The organism is Rhodoferax sp. (assembly GCF_028715765.1).
In the GTDB taxonomy this organism is placed as follows: Bacteria; Pseudomonadota; Gammaproteobacteria; order Burkholderiales; family Burkholderiaceae_C; genus Rhodoferax.
On record NZ_JAQURE010000038.1, the window covers coordinates 1 to 20,026 of the forward strand.

17 protein-coding genes are annotated in these 20,026 nt (G+C 58.0%); 4 read left to right on the forward strand and 13 right to left on the reverse strand.

All coding sequences use genetic code 11. From position 1 onward, the window contains the following. The coding region (locus tag PHT20_RS12540) for an FMN-binding glutamate synthase family protein (RefSeq protein ID WP_301020779.1) at window positions 1–1,428 on the forward strand (1,428 nt) is incomplete at its 5' end. 27 nt (window positions 1,429–1,455) lie between these two features. Here the strand turns inward: PHT20_RS12540 and cysE are convergent. Together cysE and PHT20_RS12550 are read right to left on the reverse strand one after the other, a co-directional pair. Continuing rightward, window positions 1,456–2,229: a serine O-acetyltransferase gene (gene cysE / locus PHT20_RS12545; RefSeq protein WP_301020780.1), complete on the reverse strand. Its 774-nt coding sequence runs from the start codon at window positions 2,227–2,229 to the stop codon at window positions 1,456–1,458. Window positions 2,230–2,239: 10 nt separating this feature from the next. Beyond that, window positions 2,240–3,094: an RNA methyltransferase gene (locus tag PHT20_RS12550; RefSeq protein WP_301020781.1), complete on the reverse strand. Its 855-nt coding sequence runs from the start codon at window positions 3,092–3,094 to the stop codon at window positions 2,240–2,242. Window positions 3,095–3,175: 81 nt separating this feature from the next. Here PHT20_RS12550 and PHT20_RS12555 point away from each other — a divergent pair, with 81 nt between their 5' ends. After that, complete coding sequence (locus PHT20_RS12555; RefSeq protein ID WP_301020782.1) at window positions 3,176–4,096, forward strand: inositol monophosphatase family protein; 921 nt, start codon at window positions 3,176–3,178, stop codon at window positions 4,094–4,096. 139 nt (window positions 4,097–4,235) lie between these two features. On the opposite strand, the gene PHT20_RS12560 is transcribed toward PHT20_RS12555, so the two are convergent. Next, window positions 4,236–4,994, reverse strand: a complete 759-nt coding sequence (locus tag PHT20_RS12560) for a DUF4395 domain-containing protein (RefSeq protein WP_300083982.1) — start codon at window positions 4,992–4,994, stop codon at window positions 4,236–4,238. 11 nt (window positions 4,995–5,005) lie between these two features. Between PHT20_RS12560 and PHT20_RS12565 the strand changes: the two genes are divergently transcribed. Together PHT20_RS12565 and mutS are read left to right on the forward strand one after the other, a co-directional pair. After that, the gene (locus PHT20_RS12565; RefSeq protein ID WP_301020783.1) at window positions 5,006–5,689 is read left to right on the forward strand and encodes a Crp/Fnr family transcriptional regulator; all 684 of its coding nucleotides are present in this window, start codon (window positions 5,006–5,008) and stop codon (window positions 5,687–5,689) included. A gap of 86 nt (window positions 5,690–5,775) precedes the next feature. Then, window positions 5,776–8,391 carry a DNA mismatch repair protein MutS gene (gene mutS, locus PHT20_RS12570; protein ID WP_301020804.1) on the forward strand — a complete coding sequence of 872 codons (2,616 nt, stop codon included), beginning with the start codon at window positions 5,776–5,778 and terminating at the stop codon, window positions 8,389–8,391. 30 nt (window positions 8,392–8,421) lie between these two features. Here the strand turns inward: mutS and ubiB are convergent, their stop codons facing one another. The 10 genes from ubiB to PHT20_RS12620 form a co-directional block, all read right to left on the reverse strand. After that, window positions 8,422–9,990, reverse strand: coding sequence for a ubiquinone biosynthesis regulatory protein kinase UbiB (gene ubiB / locus PHT20_RS12575; RefSeq protein WP_301020784.1), 1,569 nt, complete (start codon window positions 9,988–9,990; stop codon window positions 8,422–8,424). Next, on the reverse strand, window positions 9,987–10,433 hold the full coding sequence (locus PHT20_RS12580; protein ID WP_301020785.1) for a hypothetical protein: 447 nt from the start codon (window positions 10,431–10,433) through the stop codon (window positions 9,987–9,989). Before PHT20_RS12580 ends, ubiB begins: the two co-directional genes overlap by 4 nt. A gap of 141 nt (window positions 10,434–10,574) precedes the next feature. Next, entirely contained in the window at window positions 10,575–11,564 is a 990-nt protein-coding gene (locus PHT20_RS12585; RefSeq protein WP_301020786.1) for a Tim44-like domain-containing protein, read from the reverse strand. Between the two features lie 51 nt (window positions 11,565–11,615). Beyond that, the gene (gene ubiE / locus PHT20_RS12590) at window positions 11,616–12,347 is read right to left on the reverse strand and encodes a bifunctional demethylmenaquinone methyltransferase/2-methoxy-6-polyprenyl-1,4-benzoquinol methylase UbiE (RefSeq protein ID WP_301020787.1); all 732 of its coding nucleotides are present in this window, start codon (window positions 12,345–12,347) and stop codon (window positions 11,616–11,618) included. A 21-nt stretch (window positions 12,348–12,368) separates the two neighbouring features. Continuing rightward, window positions 12,369–12,782 (reverse strand): DUF971 domain-containing protein, encoded by a 414-nt coding sequence (locus PHT20_RS12595; RefSeq protein WP_301020788.1) that lies wholly within the window; start codon window positions 12,780–12,782, stop codon window positions 12,369–12,371. Window positions 12,783–12,826: 44 nt separating this feature from the next. Beyond that, window positions 12,827–16,744 (reverse strand): FAD/FMN-binding oxidoreductase, encoded by a 3,918-nt coding sequence (locus tag PHT20_RS12600; protein ID WP_301020789.1) that lies wholly within the window; start codon window positions 16,742–16,744, stop codon window positions 12,827–12,829. A 179-nt stretch (window positions 16,745–16,923) separates the two neighbouring features. Further along, the gene (locus tag PHT20_RS12605) at window positions 16,924–17,430 is read right to left on the reverse strand and encodes a GNAT family N-acetyltransferase (protein WP_301020790.1); all 507 of its coding nucleotides are present in this window, start codon (window positions 17,428–17,430) and stop codon (window positions 16,924–16,926) included. A gap of 125 nt (window positions 17,431–17,555) precedes the next feature. Continuing rightward, window positions 17,556–18,581, reverse strand: coding sequence for an NADP-dependent oxidoreductase (locus PHT20_RS12610; protein WP_301020791.1), 1,026 nt, complete (start codon window positions 18,579–18,581; stop codon window positions 17,556–17,558). Window positions 18,582–18,656: 75 nt separating this feature from the next. Continuing rightward, a complete protein-coding gene (locus PHT20_RS12615) occupies window positions 18,657–19,139 on the reverse strand; it encodes a PaaI family thioesterase (RefSeq protein ID WP_301020792.1) in 483 nt (160 codons plus the stop codon). Between the two features lie 2 nt (window positions 19,140–19,141). Then, a complete protein-coding gene (locus PHT20_RS12620) occupies window positions 19,142–19,930 on the reverse strand; it encodes an SDR family oxidoreductase (RefSeq protein WP_301020793.1) in 789 nt (262 codons plus the stop codon). Window positions 19,931–20,026 lie beyond the last annotated feature (96 nt).

A 20,026-nucleotide genomic window follows, 5' to 3' on the forward strand; every position in this document is an offset into this window, starting at 1 on the left:
CGCATGCGCTACATGCTGGAATATGTGCGGCCCGAAATTCGCCAGTATTTTCTGGAAAGCGACACCGAAGCCACCCCCTTTTCCCGCGCCCAGCGCTCACTGGTGTACCAACGCGCCAAGGGCGAGTCTGACAAGCATCCGTTTGGCACCCAGCTCAACGTCTACGCTGAAGGCTATGAGTGGATGAACCATGCCATGCAGCCCACCCAGCTGGCCTCGCACGACTTTCGCATCACCATTGGCGCAGACCGCGCCCAGCCTTACAGCGCCAGCGTGTTCAACATCTCGGCCATGAGCTTTGGGGCGCTAAGCGCCCACGCCATCTTGGCGCTGAACGCCGGGGCCAAACGCGGCGGCTTTGCACATGACACAGGAGAAGGCTCGATCTCAAAACACCACTGGCAAAATGGCGGTGATTTGATCTGGGAAATTGGCTCTGGCTACTTTGGCTGCCGCAACGCAGACGGCAGCTTCAGCGCCGACAAATTCATCACCAACGCGCGCGACCCGCAGGTCAAGATGGTGGAGCTCAAACTCAGCCAGGGTGCCAAGCCTGGCCACGGCGGCATGCTGCCCGGCCCCAAGGTCACACCTGAGATTGCCACCGCGCGCGGTGTGCCGGTGGGTGTGGACTGCGTCTCGCCCGCCGCCCACAGTGCGTTCAGTAGCCCGGTCGAGATGATGCAGTTCATTGAACATCTGCGCGAACTCTCGGGTGGCAAACCAACCGGCTTTAAGCTGTGCATTGGCCACCCGTGGGAGTGGTTTGGCATCGTCAAAGCGATGCTGCAAACCGGCATCACGCCCGACTTTATTGTGGTGGATGGGGCTGAGGGCGGAACCGGCGCCGCACCGCTGGAGTTCACCGACCATGTGGGCTCGCCACTGCAAGAAGGCCTGCTGCTGGTGCACAACACGCTGCGTGGTGCGGGCTTGCGCAGCCGCATCCGCGTCGGCTGCGCCGGCAAAGTAACCAGCGCATTTGACATCGCCCGCCTGATGGCGCTGGGGGCCGACTGGTGCAACGCCGCGCGCGGCTTCATGTTTGCGCTGGGCTGCATCCAGTCGCAACACTGCCACACCGATGCCTGCCCCACTGGCGTGGCCACGCAAGACCCCCACCGGCAAAAAGCACTGGTGGTGCCAGACAAGGCCGAGCGGGTGTTCAACTACCACCAGCAAACCCTGCACGCGTTGAAAGAGCTGGTGCAAGCCGCCGGCTTGCAGCACCCCAGGGAGATCACCGCACACCACATCGTGCGCCGCACGGCCGACCGGCGAGTGCTGTCTCTGGCGCAATTGATCTTGACGCAGTTGCCTGAAGGGGCTCTGCTCAAAGACGACTTGAGCAGCTTGCCGCTGATCTACCAACACAGTTGGCCGCAGGCCAGTGCCCAGAGCTTTGCGCTACCGGCTTGTCATGAATGAGTTTTGCTCACAGCGGGGTCGGCCAAGCTATTTTCCGACCAGCTGATTGAGTTTGTCTGCCTCAAAGTGCTCTTGCCGCGCCGCATCTTGCGGCACGATGGTGACCACCTGACGTGGGCAGTTGAGTTTTTCAATGGCTTGCCACAGCATGGCAATTTGATGCTCTTGGCCTGCGGCACTGTCAATCAGGCCGCGCATGGCTTGGCTCAAGGGGTCGTCACTTTGCGTGATGCCATAAGCTGAAAAACCCATTTTGGCGGCTACTTCTTCGCGTTTCACATCTTGCTCTGCCTGGATGATGCGCGCTGGGTTGCCTACCGCCGTGGCACCGGCGGGCACGGGTTTGGTGACCACCGCGTTAGAGCCCACCTTGGCACCGTCACCCACGGCAAAGCCGCCCAACACCTGCGCACCCGCCCCTACCACCACGCCTTTGCCCAACGTGGGGTGGCGCTTGGTGCCCTTGTAGAGCGAGGTGCCGCCCAGCGTCACACCCTGGTAAATGGTGCAGTCATCGCCAATCTCGGCAGTTTCACCCACCACCACGCCCATGGCATGGTCAAAAAACACCCGCTCACCAATTTTGGCACCCGGATGAATTTCAATGCCAGTCAAAAACCGAGCCACGTGAGAGGTGTAGCGCCCCAACCACTTGAAGCCATGCGTCCAAAACGCATGTGCCATGCGGTGCAAGATGACGGCGTGCAAGCCGGGGTAACAGGTCAACACCTCCCAGGTGCTGCGCGCCGCCGGGTCGCGCTCCAAGATACATTGAACGTCAGATTTGATTCGTGAAAACATACTTTAGAGTCTAACTTTGACGGTCTGCCACTGCTTCTGCCATGGGAAATGGCTCATCTGGCGCTTGGGCTGCGCCACTGTCAGCCCTTGGGGCAGGATTAGCATGGGTGCTGGGTTTAAGCATCATCTTGGCCATGCCACGCAAAATGTGAATTTCTTCCTGGGTGAGTTGCGCGCGGTTGAACAACTGATTCAACCGGGGCATGAGCTTCTTGGGCGAGGCCGGGTCTAAAAAGCCGATGTGGGTCAAGGCCTGCTCAAGGTGCGTCAACATGCCTGACACTTGCGCCGCATCGGCCAACACCGCTTGCACGGTGGCCGACTGCACCGGGTAAGCGGCCAGCGCCTCGCGCCAGTCATAGGCAATCACTTGCAACGCCGCACCCAGGTTGAGTGAGCCAAACTTGGGGTTGCTGGGAATGCTCAGGCACACATGGCAGCGGTAAACGTCTTCATTGCGCATGCCAAAACGTTCTGAACCAAACAAAAACGCCACGCCAGTATTTTGAGCATTTTCAGGCTCTAACGCTTGATTTGATTGCTTGAGTAGCTCTTTTTTCAGGAGTTCATCAAAGTGCTTGCGAGGCGTGGTGGTGGGTGGACCAAAGTCACGCGGGGTCATGGCGGTGGCGCACAGGTGGGTCATGCCGTCCAAGGCATCGTCCAGTGTGGCGACAATGCGAGCATTTTTCAGCACATCCAGCGCACCACTGGATCGCTGGATGGTTTCTTCGCGGCGCAGCACATTGGGCCAGCGCGGTGCCACCAGCACCAGGTCATCAAAGCCCATGGTTTTCATGGCGCGCGCGGCAGCGCCCACATTGCCCGCGTGGCTGGTGTTGATCAGGATGAATCGGGTCTTCATGGCGGTACAGCTTAAAATCGCACGATTGTCGCTGACCGCATCGCCGCGCAGCGTGTCCGTTCATCCCTCACTACACAATCCATGACACCATCCAACTTGCACCCCATGATCAATGTGGCCGTGAAGGCCGCTCGCGCTGCTGGCGCCATCATCAACCGCGCCGCCCTTGACGTGGAATCGGTTCGCGTGTCACAAAAACAAGTCAACGACTTTGTCACCGAAGTCGATCAGGCCTCTGAAGCACTCATCATTGAAACCCTGCTGGGTGCCTACCCCGGCCACGCCATCTGGGCCGAAGAATCAGGCCGTGAGCACGGGGCGCAAGACTCTGACTATGTCTGGATCATTGATCCGCTCGACGGCACCACCAACTTCATCCACGGGCTGCCCACCTACTGCGTCAGCATTGCGCTGGCCGTCAAAGGCAAGGTTGAGCAAGCGGTCATTTACGACCCCACCCGCAACGACCTCTTTACCGCCACCAAAGGGCGCGGTGCCTACATGAACAACCGCCGCATTCGTGTGGCCAAGCGCACACGCCTGCAAGAATGCCTGATTGCCACCGGCTTTCCTTACCGCCCAGAAGATGACATCAACACCTACCTGCGCTTGATGGGTGACATGATGGCCCGCACCGCCGGGTTGCGCCGCCCAGGTGCCGCAGCGCTGGACTTGGCCTACGTGGCTGCGGGCTTTACCGATGGCTTTTTTGAGCTGGGTTTGCAGCCTTGGGATGTGGCCGCTGGCTCGCTCCTGATCACCGAGGCGGGTGGCTTGGTGGGCAATTTCTCGGGCGATGCCAACTTTTTGGAACAACGTGAGTGCATGGCCGGCAACCCGCGCATCTATGGTCAGATGGTGGCTATTTTGGGCAAATACAGCAAATTTGCCGTGGCAGGTGACAAAGCTGCGGTACGCGCTGCAGTGGCCGAACTGGCGCAATCTGCCCCAGCTACACCAACCGCGCCGGCCACACCCAGCCCGGAAGAAGCCGACTTTTAAACGGCGTCAAGCCTCGGCAAGCCGCCAGCGGACGCCTTGTGTGCCTTGCGTCTCACTTTATGCGCCATGTGCACTTCATGTTGGGCGCTGCCAGAAAGCTTTTGAAGTGTGGGAGGCGTGAGTTGCAAACGGTGTGTGATCACTTGCAGTTGTTGTGCAGTTTCCATTTTTCTTCATGTCCCATCGCTTTGGCAAAGTCAGGAACCTTGCAGCGCTCGGCTTCTGCGGGGTCAATAGGAGCAGCAGGCTGGGTCGCGACAGACTTCTCAAAATCAGCAACCCGATTGGGCGGCGTGCTGTAAACCCACTGCGAGATGATGCCAACCACCACCGCGAAAACGATGACAATGGCCGTTTGTGCGAGTGAGGTGGTTGGCGTTTGGTCTGCAGGCATCTCACATACGCCACCGGGACAAAGCTGCGCCTTTTCCTTGTTAAAGAAGTTGTAAATTTTGCAGCCAATGCAAATGCCAAACGCCGTCTCAAAAAATAGCAGGGTCAAGCACATCGAGCAAACAATCAGGTTGATCGGCCCAATGACATGGTTGAGCACCACCAGGTAAAGCATGCTGGCTGCCAGCACGAACCCAATAGCCCATGCGAAACGCTTTTGTGGCGCGCCACTCCATTCTGGTTGCTGCTTTCGCACCATCCACTGCCCCAAAATCATGATCGGCGCAAAGCGTGGATTCACCAAAATTCGAATGGTGAACTCGATCAAAAAGCTGACCACAAACACCCGTGTAGGCTGAAAGTTTCCGGTGAGCCAGGCATTCATGAAACTGATCAACCCGAGAAAAAACAACACCCCTGCAGCGGCACGAACTGCTCTCTCGTTGAGAACCGGCATCGGGTATTCGGGGCGCATTTCGCCAAATTGAAACAAGGCACTGGACATATAAACCTCTCATGAATCGTTGCAGTGAGTATGGGTCACGCATTGATAAATATCATATGATTAAAATCATATGGATGAGAGCTTTACCCATGTTTACAAATACCTCAGAAGAGCTTCACCAACTGCTGCCGAGGGGCTTGGTCGCCTTCTGCGCAGCGCTTGAATCACCCAAGGGAACGTGTCTTTTCAAGGCAGGTGATAGACCCGAGCACATGTTTTTTGTGGTCAGCGGCGAGGTGGTTTTGGAGCGCCCTGACCGGCAAGGCGCTTCGGTCATCTTGCAACGCACACGCCGAGGCTTCGTGAGCGAAGCAAGCCTTCAATCTGCGATCTATCACTGCACCGGCCAGGTTGTGGCCAACACCAAAATGATCCAGATACCCATTCGCCAAGTCCGCGACGCGTTGGACAACGATCCAGCCTTTGCCGGGCGTTGGATTGGCATGCTCAACAAAGAGGTCAAACGCTTGCGATTGCAATGCGAGCGGCTCTCTCTTACCAGGGTGCAAGACCGCTTTGTCCACCTTTTGGAGACCGAGGGCGACAAAGGATGTTTTCCAATCAGCTCTGGCATCAAATCACTGGCCGCCGAACTTGGGGTTACCCACGAGGCGCTTTATCGCTGCATTTACGCCATGGAAAAGGCGGGAAAACTACAGCGCACTGCAACCCATGTGACACTATCACAAGGGTAATTTTTTAGACTGGACGTCATCCATTGATTTCAAAAGACAAGACACAAAGCTCAGACGAAGCGATCGTGAACACAGCGCACACCCCCATGATGGCCCAGTATTTGGGTCTGAAGGCAGACTACCCCAACACCCTGCTGTTTTACCGCATGGGCGATTTTTACGAGCTGTTTTATGCCGATGCGGAAAAAGCAGCGCGTTTGCTCAACATCACCCTGACGCAGCGCGGCCAAAGTGCGGGCCAACCCGTCAGCATGGCGGGGGTGCCCTTTCATTCGGTCGATACCTACCTGGCGCGGCTGATCAAACTGGGTGAATCGGTGGCCATTTGTGAGCAGATGGGCGATGCAGCCAACACCAAAGGGCCGCTGGAACGCAAAGTGGTGCGAGTGGTCACGCCCGGCACCTTGACCGACCTGGAGCTGATGGCCGACAAAGCCGAATCCATGTTGCTGGCCCTGCACCAGGGCGCGCGCAACTGCTGCGGCTTGGCCTGGCTCAGTGTCACCCAAGGGGAAGTGGTGCTGGCGGAGTGCAGCCCTGACGAACTGCCGGACTGGGTGCAACGCATTGGCGCGGGCGAGGTCATTTTCAGTGCCGGTGCCACACCCGCCTTTGAAGCCAGTGTGCGCGGGCTGGGTACCCAGCTGTCTGTGAGCATGCGGCCAGACTGGCAGTTTGACGCGGGTCTAGGCCAGCGCACGCTGCTGGCGCACCTGAATGCCGCCAGCCTGGCCGCCTGGGGTGCCCAAGACCTGCCCCATGCCCACGCCGCCGCCGCCGCCCTGCTGGCCTACGCCGAGCACACCCAAGGCCGCCCCTTGACCCATATTCACAGCCTGCGGGTGCAGCGTGCCAACGAGCTGATTGACCTGCCACCCAGCACCCGGCGCAACCTGGAGCTGGTGCAAACCCTGCGCGGAGAAGACACGCCCACGCTGTTTTCATTGCTCGACACCTGCATGACCGGCATGGGCAGCCGCTTGCTGAAAAGTTGGCTGTTGCAGCCCAAACGCGACCGCACACACGCCAAAGAGCGCCTGAACGCCATTGCCATCCTGCGCCAACCCACCGCTACGGCGGTGACGGGCTTGTGGCAAGCGCTGCGCGGCCAGCTCAAAGGCTGCACCGATGTGGAGCGCATCACCGCGCGCCTGGCGTTGCGCCAAGTGCGCCCACGTGAACTGATGGGCTTGCTTAAAACGCTTCAAAAAACAGAGCTACTTGCGCCATTTCTACAGGGTCTAGAGCCTTTTTTAACTCAAATTTCTGAGCATCTTTGCGCTCCTACCGAGTGCCTGGACTTGCTGGCCCGCACCCTGGCCCCCGAGCCTGCCGTACTGGTGCGCGACGGCGGGGTGATTGCCAACGGCTGGGATGCCGAACTCGACGATCTGCGCGCCATTCAAACCAACTGCGACAGTTTTTTACTGGATCTTGAAACACGCGAAAAACAGCGCACCGGCATTGCCAACCTGCGGGTGCAGTTCAACCGGGTGCATGGCTTTTTTATCGAAGTGTCACAAGGTCAGCTTGACAAAGTGCCCGACGACTACCGCCGCCGCCAGACGCTGAAAAATGCCGAGCGTTTCATCACCCCTGAGCTCAAAGCCTTTGAAGACAAAGCCCTGAGCGCCTCAGAGCGTGCCTTGGCACGCGAAAAATGGCTCTATGAGCAACTGCTTGACGCCCTGCAGCCGCATGTGCCCGCCCTCACCCGCTTGGCGCGCGCCCTGGCCACCCAGGATGCCCTGTGTGCGCTGGCCGAGCGCAGCCTGACGCTGGAATGGTGCGCACCACAATTTGCCATCGAACCCTGCCTGGACATCGTGCAAGGCCGTCACCCGGTGGTGCAAGCACGCCTGAATGAAACCAATGGACAAGGCCACACCACTGGCTCGGGCACTTTCATTGCCAATGACACGCACCTCAGCCACAAGCAGCGCATGCAAATCATCACCGGCCCCAACATGGGTGGTAAATCCACCTACATGCGGCAAATTGCGGTGATCACGCTGCTGGCCAGCATGGGCAGCTATGTGCCCGCAGCCAGTTGCCGCCTTGGCCCCATCGACGCCATCTACACCCGCATTGGCGCGGCTGATGACCTGGCCAATGCGCAGTCCACCTTCATGCTGGAAATGCTGGAAGCTGCGCAGATATTGAACACCGCCACGCCCCAGTCACTGGTGCTGATGGATGAAATTGGCCGCGGCACCAGCACCTTTGACGGGCTGGCGCTGGCCAGTGCCATTGCCACCCAGTTGCACGACAAAACCCAAGCCTACACGCTGTTTGCCACGCATTATTTTGAGCTGACCGAGTTTCCAGCCAGCCACCACAGCGCCATCAATGTGCATGTGAGCGCCGCCGAGAGTGGCCGTGACATTGTGTTTTTGCATGAAATCCAGCCTGGTCCGGCCAGCAAAAGCTACGGCATTCAGGTGGCACGGCTGGCGGGCATGCCCGCGGCTGTGCTCAACCATGCCCGCCACACACTGGACGCACTAGAGGCACAAGCCAGCCAGTCGCAGGCACAAGTGGACTTGTTCAGCGCACCTATTGCTACAGAAAATAGAGCTGCTAGCGCAATAGATACATGGGCTAGAGCCCTAAATCCTGATGAATTAAGCCCGCGTGAAGCGCTGCAGGCCTTGTACCAGCTCAAGCAGCTGTGCCAAGCTGAAAAGACTGACCTGGCGTAATGAAGTTTGAAAAGTCAACCCAGAGCTGACTCAAAACATCCGCACGCGTACCAACACCTGCATGGCCAACAGCCCCAGCACGAAGCCCATGCCGCCATAGATCAGGGTTTGGAGCAGGCGGTTGGTGCGTTTTTGTTCTTGCAGCAAGGCGCGCAACTCGGCCGATTGGCCACCGCTGGGCGGGTGTTTCAAAAATTCAAACAGCAGGCGCGGCAGCTCTGGCAGCAGTTTGGCGTAATGCGGCGCCTCGTTGCGCAACTCGTCAAGCAATTTTTTCGGGCCAATTTGGTCAACCATCCATTTTTCGAGGAACGGCTTGGCGGTGTGCCACAAGTCCAGGTCGGGGTCGAGGTCGCGCCCCAGGCCTTCGATGTTGAGCAAGGTTTTTTGCAACAGCACCAGTTGCGGCTGAATTTCAACCTGAAACCGGCGTGAGGTTTGAAACAAGCGCATCAGCACCATGCCCAACGACAGTTCTTTCAAGGGCCGGTCAAAGTAAGGCTCGCACACGGCACGCACTGCGGCTTCAAGCTCGTCGACGCGGGTGGTTGCGGGCACCCAACCTGATTCAATGTGCAGTTCTGCCACGCGTTTGTAATCACGCCGGAAAAAAGCGGTGAAATTCTGCGCCAGGTATTCTTTGTCGATGGCGGTCAGCGTGCCCACAATGCCAAAGTCGAGCGAGATGTAACGCCCAAACGTAGCTGGGTCAATGCTGACTTGAATGTTGCCAGGGTGCATGTCGGCATGAAAAAAACCATCGCGAAAGACCTGCGTGAAGAATATGGTGACACCGTCACGCGCCAGTTTGGGTATATCGACCCCAGCCGCACGCAAACGCTCAACCTGGTTAATGGGCAAGCCTTTCATGCGCTCCATCACCATCACCTCAGGCATGCAGTAGTCCCAAAACATTTCAGGAATCAGCACCAGATCCAGGTCAGCCATGTTGCGACGCAACTGAGCGGCGCTGGAGGCTTCGCGCACCAGGTCAAGCTCGTCGTGCAGGTATTTGTCAAACTCGGCCACCACCTCACGCGGCTTCAAGCGTTTACCATCGTCTGAGAACGACTCCACCCAGCCCGCCATCATGCGCAGCAAATCCAGGTCTTTGTCGATCACGGTCAACATGCCTGGGCGCAACACCTTCACGGCCACCTCGCGCTCGATGCCTTGCTTGGTTTTGAGCACCGCAAAGTGCACCTGGGCAATGGATGCACTGGCCACTGGCTGACGTTCAAACGACACAAAGATGCTGTCTACCGGCTTTTTAAAAGCGCGCTCAATGATCTCAATGGCCACTTCACTGGGAAACGGTGGCACACGATCTTGCAGCCGGGCCAATTCGTCAGCAATGTCCACCGGCAGCAAGTCACGCCGGGTGGAGAGCACTTGCCCGAATTTGACAAAAATAGGTCCCAAACTCTCAAGCGCTTCCCGAATGCGCTGGCCACGCGGCGCGTCTAGCTTGCGCCCTAACGTCAGCAACCGTGCCAAGCGCAACAACCATGGCTTGTTGAAACTGGTCAGCACCAGCTCATCCAGGCCATGACGCAGCATCACCCAAAGGATGAACGCCCCACGAAAAAGGCGCGTCATAGGCTTGACTTGCCAGGCACAAACGTAGCCGCTTTGGCCATGAATTCGCGCAACGAGGTGGCCAGTGTGGTGGCGATTTTGCTCAAGGTATGCGCCGGCACATCGCCCATGACACGCGCCAAGTCATCTTCCATGTCCCAGCGCACATGCTCCACCAGCCAATTGACCTCTGCGGCCAGTTGCACATCACCCTCGATGCGGACTGCAGGTTTTTCGCCACGCAAGGTGGCCTGTGCCAAAGACCAAGGTGATTCGTCAGTCAAGGTCATCACCAAGTCGGCTGGTGTTTCAGCGCTGGCCAAGTCGAGCAAACCCGCTGGGGTGGCTTGCAACTTGAAATTAAAAGTGCGCCACTGAACCAGCATCACCTGGTTTTTTTGCCGAGCCAGCCGTGCCATGGCTTCGGGCTCTTGCATCAACACATGGTTCAGCAACAAAACCATGCGGCGCTGCGCTTCGTTGACCGCCCAGGCGGGTGGTTGAATTTGAGAAAGTGGGAATTTTTGGAGGAGACCCTCCAGAAATGAAAAAGGGGACTGTGTGCTCATAGTCCCCGATTATTCCCCGAAAAATAAGCCTCGGCCTTACTGCAGGGCTTGAACCCCTGCAACCAACCAACCATTGTTGCCATTTTTGGATTTGACCATGTTCCAGACTTCTCGGAAGGGGCTCGGTGAGCTGGCCGCATCTTCACGAATCATGCCTGAGAACTCCACGCTGGCCATGTAATCGTTGCCCAAATCTTCAATCCCCAACAAATGGGCTTCGATCATGACCACTTCAGTCATGTTTTGTGGGCCTCCCGGATGGGTTTCACGCTCAGCGAGTTGCGCCTGAATTTCTTTCAGCATGGTGTCTGTCATCATCACACGCAAGGCAGGAATGTCTGATTTGTCCCAAGCCGCCTGCAAAGAGACGAAATTAGCTTTGGCAGAGTTCAAAAAGCCGTCAGAGTCAAAACCTGCAGGAATTCCCCAAGTCTGTGCACCCAACAAACCAGAGCCAATCATCGAACCCGACGTAGCGGTGCTGGCCGGGGTGCTGGCTTCAAAAGCGGTGGTGTTGCGCTCCCAAGGCCGGGCAGAGGCATCGTTACCCACATTTTCAGGCCGATAGCCAGCCGACAATGGTGTTGAGGCAGACGCTGCGCCAGCGCCGGCAGCCGCACCTTGAAACGCAAACGGTGAAGTTGCAGCTTGAGCCCCTTGGTTTTTACGCCGCATGAACCAGCCCACCGCCACCATGATGACCAGCGCCAACAACGCAAACATCATGAACTGCCCCATGGCCGCCCCCAGCCCAAGCGAGCTGGCCAACCAAGCCAAGCCCAAACCCGCCGCTAAACCGCCCAACATAGCGCCCCAAGGTTTCTTGGGTGCCGCTGCAGCAGGTGCTGCAGCCGGTGCTTTGGCAGCGTTGTTGGCTGCTTGCGAAGGTGCAGGTGTAGCCTGACGCTGCGTGACGTTGCTGGACTGTTGACCGAAAGACTTGCCGCCGCCAAAACGCTTGGCGGCTTCAGCATGCCCCGCAACCAGAGCCAAACAGATGCTCAAAACCGATAGCCAACGTTTCATGATTTCTCCTGATTAGATTTGATTCTCAACAGCATTGGGCGAAAAATCCGCTCAACACTTGATACCCACATGCAAGGCTACCAGACCACCCGTCATGTTGTGGTAATCCACATGGCCAAAACCATTAGCCTTCATCAGGGATTTGAGCTCTTCTTGACTTGGGTGCATGCGAATCGACTCAGCCAGATATTGGTAACTGGAGGCATCACCCGCCACCCATTGACCTAATTTGGGCAACACCTTGAACGAATACCAGTCATAGGCTTTTTCTAGCGGCTTGGCAACTTTGGAAAACTCCAGCACCAACAGCTTGCCACCCGGTTTAAGCACCCGGTTCATCTCAGCCAAGGCCACGTCCTTGTGCGTCATGTTGCGCAGACCAAAAGCCACCGTGACCAGGTTGAAATGGGCATCAGGAAACGGCAGGTGTTCAGCATCACACACCAGCGTGGGCAACACCACACCGGCATCCACCAAGCGGTCGCGCCCGGTGCGCAACATGGCTTCATTGATGTCGGTGTGCACCACCTGGCCGGATTTACCCACCTTTTTGGCAAACGCCAAGGCCAGGTCGCCGGTGCCACCCGCAATGTCGAGCACTTTGTCCCCCTCATGCACATTCGCCACCAGCACGGTGTAGGCCTTCCAGGCGCGGTGCAAGCCCATGGACATGAGGTCGTTCATCAGGTCGTATTTGGGTGCGACCGAGTCAAAAACACCTTTGACGTGCTGGGCTTTTTCTGTCTCTGGAACGGTCTTGAAACCGAAGTGTGTGGTGCTCATGGGAATAAAAAGTGAAAGGGTTCAATGGTGGCCACAGCTGCCACCGGCTTTTTCTGGCATGGGGGCATCGCGGTCTGCGCCAGCCGCCGCCAGCCGTGCGGTGTAGTCGGCCCACAATTTGTCTTGCTGTGAACCCAGAAAATACAGGTAGTCCCACGAGAAAATGCCCGTGTCGTGACCGTCAGAAAACGCTGGCTGCACCGCGTAGTTACCCACCGGCTCCAAGCCTGTCAAAGTGACTTCGCGCTTGCCAGTTTGCAGGGTCTCTTGCCCGGGTCCGTGGCCGGCCACCTCGGCCGACGGGCTGTAGACCCGCATCAGTTCAAACGGTATGCGAAAAGACGCCCCGTCAGAAAAACTCACCTCCAGCACACGCGACTGGCTGTGAACCGTGATGTCTTGTGGCGCGGGAGCGCCATTTTGTAAACCTGCCATGACTTGTCACCTCATTTATTTCAGTTTTAAGAACCACCTGCCAATCAAACCAGCACGCGCTCGATGCCGCCAGCGTTGGCCACCTTGACGTAGTCGGGCATCCACTGCTCGCCCAAAATCTGTCTGGCCATTTCAACCACAATGTAATCGGCTTCCAGCAAACCGTTTTGCAGGTCTTCGCCAAACCGGCTCAAGCCCTGCAAACAGGCGGGGCAGGAGGTCAGCATCTTTATGTTGTCTTTGGCACCGACACCGGGCATTTGACGCAACTGAGCTTCGCCCTTGAGAATTTCCTCTTCCTTGCGAAAGCGGATTTGTGTCGCGACATCCGGCCGATTCAAGGCCAGCGTGCCAGCCTCGCCACAGCAGCGTTCCGACTGGATCACGTTATCCCCCAGCAAAGCCTTGACGGTTTTGAGCGGTTCCTGCAGCTTCATCGGGCTGTGGCACGGGTCGTGGAACAAAAATGCCCCGGCATTGGCCAGCGTGATGCCTTTGCTCAGCAAATATTCGTGGATGTCGATGATGCGGCAACCCGGAAAAATTTTCTCAAACTCATAGCTCTGCAACTGGTCATAACAGGTACCGCAACTCACCACCACGGTTTTGATGTCGAGGTAATTGAGCGTGTTGGCCACCCGGTGGAACAGCACCCGGTTGTCGGTGATCATTTTTTCAGCTTTGTCAAATTGACCGCCGCCACGCTGCGGGTAACCACAGCACAAATAACCCGGCGGCAACACGGTTTGCACCCCGGCGTGCCACAACATGGCCTGCGTCGCCAAGCCAACCTGGCTGAACAGGCGCTCCGAGCCACAACCGGGAAAATAGAACACCGCTTCGGTCTCGGCCGTGGTGGTTTTCGGGTTGCGGATGATCGGCACATAGTCCCGGTCTTCAATGTCAAGCAAGGCGCGCGCGGTTTTCTTGGGCAAACCGCCCGGCAGCTTCTTGTTGATGAAGTGAATCACCTGCTCTTTGATCGGCGCCGCGCCCAGGGTGGCAGGCGGCGCCTTGGTCTGTTTGCGGGCAATGACCTTGAGCAGGTCAGCGGCCAGGCGCTGCGATTTGATGGCCAGATTGACCATCACCGAGCGTGCCATTTTGATGGTTTCGGGGTTGCTGGCATTGAGCAGAAACATGGCAGCCGCGCCGGCCGGTCTGAACGTTTTTTTGCCCATCTTGCGCAACAGGTTACGCATGTTCATCGACACGTCGCCAAAGTCGATGTTGACCGGGCAGGGCTGAAGGCACTTGTGGCACACCGTGCAGTGATCGGCCACGTCTTCAAACTCTTGCCAATGCTTGATGCTGACACCGCGGCGGGTTTGCTCTTCGTACAAAAAGGCTTCCACCAGAAGCGAGGTGGCCAGAATCTTGTTGCGCGGGCTGTACAGCAAATTGGCGCGCGGCACATGCGTGGAGCACACCGGCTTGCACTTGCCGCAGCGCAGGCAGTCTTTCACGCTGTCGGCAATGGCGCCAATGTCACTCTGCTGCATGATGAGCGATTCATGCCCCATCAGGCCAAAACTGGGGGTGTAGGCGTTGGTCAGATCAGCATATAATAAATCAGGCTCTAGCCCTTTATTTATATGCGTTAGTGGCTCTTTATTTCGTAGCAACTTGCCTTTGTTGAAACGCCCTTCCGGGTCCACCCTGGCCTTGTAGTCGGTGAACGGCTGCAGCTCGGCATCGCTCAAAAACTCCAGTTTGGTGATGCCAATGCCGTGTTCGCCCGAGATCACGCCGTCCAGACTGCGGGCCAGCGCCATGATGCGTTTGACAGCGCCGTGAGCCGCCTGCAGCATGTCGTAGTCATCGCTGTTGACCGGAATGTTGGTGTGCACATTGCCGTCACCGGCGTGCATGTGCAGGGCCACCCAGACCCTGCTTTTGAGCACCTGCTGGTGAATGGCGTTGCAGGCTTTGAGAACCGGCTCAAATGCCACGCCGCTGAAAATTTGCTGCAGCGGCTGGCGAATTTGCGTCTTCCAGCTGGCGCGCAAAGAATGGTCTTGCAGTTGCGTGAACAGCGGCTCCACATCCCGCAGCCAACCCACCCACAGGGCACGCACATCGGCCAGCAGCGCCAGCGCTTGTGCGACCCGGTCTTCCAGCATTTCAGTGGCAGAAATCTCGCTGGCATCATCTTGGCGCCCCAGTGGTAAGTTGCCTTGGGTAAAAAAGTCTTCCAGCGCATCGCACAAAGCCAGCTTGTTATGCAGGCTCAGCTCAATGTTGATGCGCTCAATGCCGTCGGTGTATTCAGCCATGCGCGGCAGCGGAATCACCACGTCTTCATTGATCTTGAAAGCGTTGGTGTGGCGGCTGATGGCTGCCGTGCGTTTGCGGTCTAGCCAGAATTTTTTACGCGCCTCGGGGCTGATGGCAATGAAACCCTCGCCGCTGCGCGAGTTGGCAATGCGCACCACCTCGCTGGTGACGCGTGCCACGTCGTCGGCGTTGTCACCAGCAATATCGCCAAACAGCACCATTTTGGGCACGCCACCGTGGACAGCGCCTTTTTTCGACTTGGTGGCATAGCCCACCGCTTTCAAATACCGATCATCCAGGTGCTCCAACCCCGCCAGCAGCACGCCGGAGCGTTTTTGCTCGGCAAACATGAAGTCTTTGATTTCAACAATGCTCGGCACCGCATCTTTGGCATTGCCAAAAAACTCCAGGCACACGGTGCGCGTGTGGGCGGGCATTTTGTGCACCACCCAGCGCGCGCTGGTGATCAGGCCATCGCAACCTTCTTTTTGAATACCCGGCAAACCGCTCAAAAACTTGTCGGTCACGTCTTTGCCCAACCCTTCTTTGCGGAAGGTTTTGCCAGGTATGTCAAGCCGTTCGGTGCGGACGTGCGTTTTGCCGTCTGCCTCAAAATACTTGAGCTCGAAGCTAGCCACTTCGGCATCATGAATCTTGCCCATGTTGTGGTTCAGGCGCGTCACCTCCAGCCACTGGGCTTGGGGCGTGACCATGCGCCAGCTGGCCAGGTTGTCCAGCGCCGTGCCCCAAAGCACCGCTTTCTTGCCACCGGCATTCATGGCAATGTTGCCGCCAATACAAGATGCTTCGGCGGAGGTGGGGTCAACGGCAAACACAAACCCGGCGCGCTCGGCCGCGTGTGAGACACGGTTGGTCACCACCCCGGCTTCAGTCCAGACGGTGCCCACTTCATGGTTCAGGCCAGGCAGCAGACGCATCTCTACCTCGGTCATGGCCTCCAACTTTTCGGTGTTGATGACCACACTTTTCCAAGTCAGGGGAATGACACCGCCGGTGTAACCGGTGCCGCCGCCGCGCGGGATGATCGTCAGGCCCAGCTCAATACAGCCTTTGACCAAGTGCGCCATCTCGGCCTCGGTGTCGGGCGTGATCACCACAAACGGGTATTCCACGCGCCAGTCGGTGGCGTCGGTCACATGGCTGACGCGGCTCAAACCATCAAACTTGATGTTGTCTTTGGCCGTGAGCTTGGCCAGCACTTTGTGCGTTTTGCGGCGCAGCAACGAAGTTTCAACAAAAGTGGCATCGAACTTGTGAACGGCCTGGCCAGCCGCGTCAAGCAAATGCCCCACCAAGGTGTCACGCGCAGGGTCAACGGCTGGCGTGCGGCGTTTTTGGACTTCGTTCAAGCGGTGCTGCAAGGCCTCTACCAGCAACAGGCGGCGTTTAGGGTTGTCTAGCAGGTCGTCTTGCAAGTAGGGGTTGCGCTGCACCACCCAAATGTCGCCCAGCACTTCGTAAAGCATGCGCGCCGAGCGACCGGTGTGACGCTCTTCGCGCAGAGCGTTGAGCCAACCCCAGGCCGCGTCGCCCAGCAGCCGAATCACGATTTCCCGGTCAGAAAACGAGGTGTAGTTGTAGGGAATTTCGCGAATGCGCTCAGGCGTGTGGGGCACAAAGGCACCAGCGGGCAACAAAGATTTAAGCGGGAGGGGTGCGTTCATCGGGTAAGGTCGGTGCAGCCGCAAGCGGGTCAATCAGCACCCGCGCGGCTGGCTTTTTGGGAAGGGTTTGATGTTACCGCAGTGCACCATTGCCCTACTGGGGTGATGGTGTCCCGGCAAACCAAAGCCAACGACAAGCCCGTTCGCAACACCTGGCGCAGCCACCGCATGGATACGCGCTAAACCGGGCGCAACATTTCCAGATGGGCAATCCCGTCTTCCATGTAAGTTTTACCCACATCCACAAACCCATGCTTGCCATAGAAAGCCGCCAGCTGCAATTGCGCGCCAATGCGTATGGCTTGCGGCCCCCAGACCTGGTTGATGGCGGAGACAGCTTGGTCTATCAGGGCGTGACCCAGCCCGGTGCCACGGGCACTGGCGCGGGTCAATACCCGGCCAAAGCTGGCCTCGGGGAATTTGACCCCAGCTTCAAAACAACGGGCGTAGGCCTGCAATGCGCCATGCTGCACACCGAGCAGGTGCATGGCTTGGTGATCGGCACCGTCTATGTCTTGAAACACGCACTGCTGTTCCACCACAAACACCTCGCTGCGCAGGCGCAGCACTTCGTAAAGCTCGGCCACGCGCAGGTCGTCAAAGGCCAGTAGCCGCCACACGGGCGCATTGGGGGGCGTATTGACTGCGTTGGCGCGACTGCCAATGGACCAAAGTTTGAATGTCATAGCACCTCCTTTGTCAGGCTCACATCATTGCGAAATAAATACATGTAAAAAAGCCTTTATACCCTTATATCATAGGCGTGAGCAGCTATATTTTTTATACTAATCCAAGCAGCACACAACACCAGTTAAACCAACTTCACCAGTTGCTTGCCAAAATTTTTGCCCTTGAGCAGCCCCAGAAACGCCTCGGGTGCGGCGGCGATGCCTTGCGCCACCGATTCGCGCGGGCGCAATTTGCCTGAAGCCACCAGTGTGCCCAGTTCTTTCAGGGCTTCGGGCCAGACTTCCATGTGCTCGCTGACGATGAAGCCCTGCACCTTGAGGCGGCTCACCAGAATCAACGCCGGGTTGGTCATGGGCAGCGGCTCGCCGTTGTAGCCGGCAATCATGCCGCACACCGTAATACGGCCAAAGGCGTTCATGCGCAGCAGCACCGCGTCCAGAATCATGCCGCCCACATTTTCAAAATAGCCGTCAATGCCGTTCGGGCACGCCACCTTGAGCGCTTTGGCCAATGAGCCCACATGCGGGTGCTGCTTGTAGTCAATGCAGTCGTCAAAACCCAGTTCATCAACGGCGTATTTGCACTTGTCCGGCCCACCGGCAATGCCCACCACACGGCAGCCGCGCGCTTTGGCCAGCGCGCCAAACGCACTGCCCACCGCGCCGGTCGCGGCACTCACCACCATGGTTTCACCGGCTTTTGGCTCAATGATCTTGACCAGCCCGTACCAGGCCGTCACGCCGGGCATACCCACCGCACCCAGATAGGCGCTCAAAGGAATGTGTGTGGCATCGACCTTGCCGACCTTGCGTAAGGCGCCCACATCGTTGCCGTTGACCACGCTGTACTCTTGCCAGCCGCCCATGCCGACCACCTGGTCACCCACGACAAACTTGGCGTGACGGCTCTCAACCACCTCGCCCACCGTGCCGCCAATCATCACCTCACCCAGCGGCTGTGGCGCGGCGTAGCTTTTGCCGTCATTCATGCGGCCGCGCATGTAAGGGTCCAGGCTCAGGTAGTGGTGACGAACCAGCACCTGGCCGTCTGTCAATGCAGGTGTGGGGCTGCTCACCAATTTGAAATTGCTGGCCACGGCTTCGCCGGTGGGACGATTGTCGAGCACGATTTGTTGATTCATGGGCATGGTGATATTTTCTTGACTTACTATGAATAAAGAAGCTGCTAGCACTTATTCAATAAGGGCTAGCAGCATATTTTGTTATGCATCTGCGGCCAAACTTGGGCGATTCCAGTCTTGCACACTGCGTGCGCTGGTGGGCAATCGCTTGATGGTTTTGAAGGTGCCAGTAGCGTGCGCGCAGGCTTTGCCGTCTTGATCAAACACGGTGGCCTCGGTGAAGGCCAGGGTGGCGGTGCGGTGCAGCAGTTTGCCGCGAGCTACCAGCGGGCCATGCGATGGACGCATGAAGCTGGTCTTCATCTCGATCGTCACCACGCCCACCTGTGGCATATCGGCACGCGCGGCCATCGCCATGGTCACGTCCAGCAGCGTCATCAGCGCACCGCCGTGCGTGACACCATACGAGTTGAGATGCTCGGGGCGCGCTGTGAAAGTGATTTCGGACTGCCCATCAGCAAAGCGCGTGAGCACAAAGCCCAGGTGGCTGACAAACGGAATCTGCACGCCAAAGTCAAGCCCCGCAGGCACTTGAGTGGCAGCTTCGGGCTCTGTTTTTGGCATGCTCAGCCCCCTACCCTGGCGCTCACGCCGCCGTCCACCGCCAGCCACTGCCCGGTGATGTGTTTGCCCGCATCGCTGGCAAAAAGCAGTGTGATGCCTTTCAAATCTTCTTCGTCGCCCAGGCGTTGCAGCGGAGCGCTGCCAGCAATACGCTCTTCACCCAGCGCGGCCAGCGTGCCGGCGGTCATCTTGCTGGGGAAAAAGCCCGGGCAAATGGCGTTGACGTTGATGCCGTAGCGCCCCCATTCACACGCCAGCGCACGGGTGAAGTTGATCACCGCGCCTTTGCTGGTGTTGTAGGCCAGGGTGTGCATGCCCGCCGGGTTGCCGCCCAGACCGGCAATGGAAGCCACGTTGATGATGCGCCCGCCACGCTCAATCATGCTGTGTTTGCCCACCAGTTGGCTGAGCAAAAAGTAGCCGCGCACGTTGAGCGCCATCACTTTGTCCCAGGCTTCTATGGGGTGGTCTTGCGCGGGTGCGCCCCAAGTGGCACCCGCGTTGTTGACCAGAATGTCGATGTCGCCCATGCGCTGCAAGGTCTCAGACACCAGTTTGTCCAGGTCGGGTTCGACCGCGCAGTCGGCCGCCACCCAACGCGCGTCGATGCCAGCGGCTTGCAAGTCGGCGGTGGCGGCTTCCAGCTCATCGGCCTTGCGCGCGGCCAACATCACGCGCGCGCCCGCTTCACCCAGCGCGTGCGCCATTTGCAGCCCCAGCCCGCGCGAGCCGCCGGTGATGAGAGCGGTTTTGCCGGTCAGGTTAAAAAGTTGGTGAACGGTTTGGCGCATAAAAAATCCCGGGTTTAATGGATGGGAAAGAAATATGTCAATTTTGGCAGCAATAGCTTTGTTTTTAGGCTAAAAACTGTCCGGACGCTAAACGCC

What these genes read in the sequence shown, in the direction of transcription:
- cysE (WP_301020780.1), bottom strand. Translation starts at nt 2,229, where the DNA reads ATGTTTTCACGAATCAAATCTGACGTTCAATGTATCTTGGAGCGCGAC.
- PHT20_RS12550 (WP_301020781.1), bottom strand. Translation starts at nt 3,094, where the DNA reads ATGAAGACCCGATTCATCCTGATCAACACCAGCCACGCGGGCAATGTG.
- PHT20_RS12555 (WP_301020782.1), top strand. Translation starts at nt 3,176, where the DNA reads ATGACACCATCCAACTTGCACCCCATGATCAATGTGGCCGTGAAGGCC.
- PHT20_RS12560 (WP_300083982.1), bottom strand. Translation starts at nt 4,994, where the DNA reads ATGTCCAGTGCCTTGTTTCAATTTGGCGAAATGCGCCCCGAATACCCG.
- PHT20_RS12565 (WP_301020783.1), top strand. Translation starts at nt 5,006, where the DNA reads ATGAATCGTTGCAGTGAGTATGGGTCACGCATTGATAAATATCATATG.
- mutS (WP_301020804.1), top strand. Translation starts at nt 5,776, where the DNA reads ATGATGGCCCAGTATTTGGGTCTGAAGGCAGACTACCCCAACACCCTG.
- ubiB (WP_301020784.1), bottom strand. Translation starts at nt 9,990, where the DNA reads ATGACGCGCCTTTTTCGTGGGGCGTTCATCCTTTGGGTGATGCTGCGT.
- PHT20_RS12580 (WP_301020785.1), bottom strand. Translation starts at nt 10,433, where the DNA reads ATGGTTTTGTTGCTGAACCATGTGTTGATGCAAGAGCCCGAAGCCATG.
- PHT20_RS12585 (WP_301020786.1), bottom strand. Translation starts at nt 11,564, where the DNA reads ATGAAACGTTGGCTATCGGTTTTGAGCATCTGTTTGGCTCTGGTTGCG.
- ubiE (WP_301020787.1), bottom strand. Translation starts at nt 12,347, where the DNA reads ATGAGCACCACACACTTCGGTTTCAAGACCGTTCCAGAGACAGAAAAA.
- PHT20_RS12595 (WP_301020788.1), bottom strand. Translation starts at nt 12,782, where the DNA reads ATGGCAGGTTTACAAAATGGCGCTCCCGCGCCACAAGACATCACGGTT.
- PHT20_RS12600 (WP_301020789.1), bottom strand. Translation starts at nt 16,744, where the DNA reads ATGAACGCACCCCTCCCGCTTAAATCTTTGTTGCCCGCTGGTGCCTTT.
- PHT20_RS12605 (WP_301020790.1), bottom strand. Translation starts at nt 17,430, where the DNA reads ATGACATTCAAACTTTGGTCCATTGGCAGTCGCGCCAACGCAGTCAAT.
- PHT20_RS12610 (WP_301020791.1), bottom strand. Translation starts at nt 18,581, where the DNA reads ATGCCCATGAATCAACAAATCGTGCTCGACAATCGTCCCACCGGCGAA.
- PHT20_RS12615 (WP_301020792.1), bottom strand. Translation starts at nt 19,139, where the DNA reads ATGCCAAAAACAGAGCCCGAAGCTGCCACTCAAGTGCCTGCGGGGCTT.
- PHT20_RS12620 (WP_301020793.1), bottom strand. Translation starts at nt 19,930, where the DNA reads ATGCGCCAAACCGTTCACCAACTTTTTAACCTGACCGGCAAAACCGCT.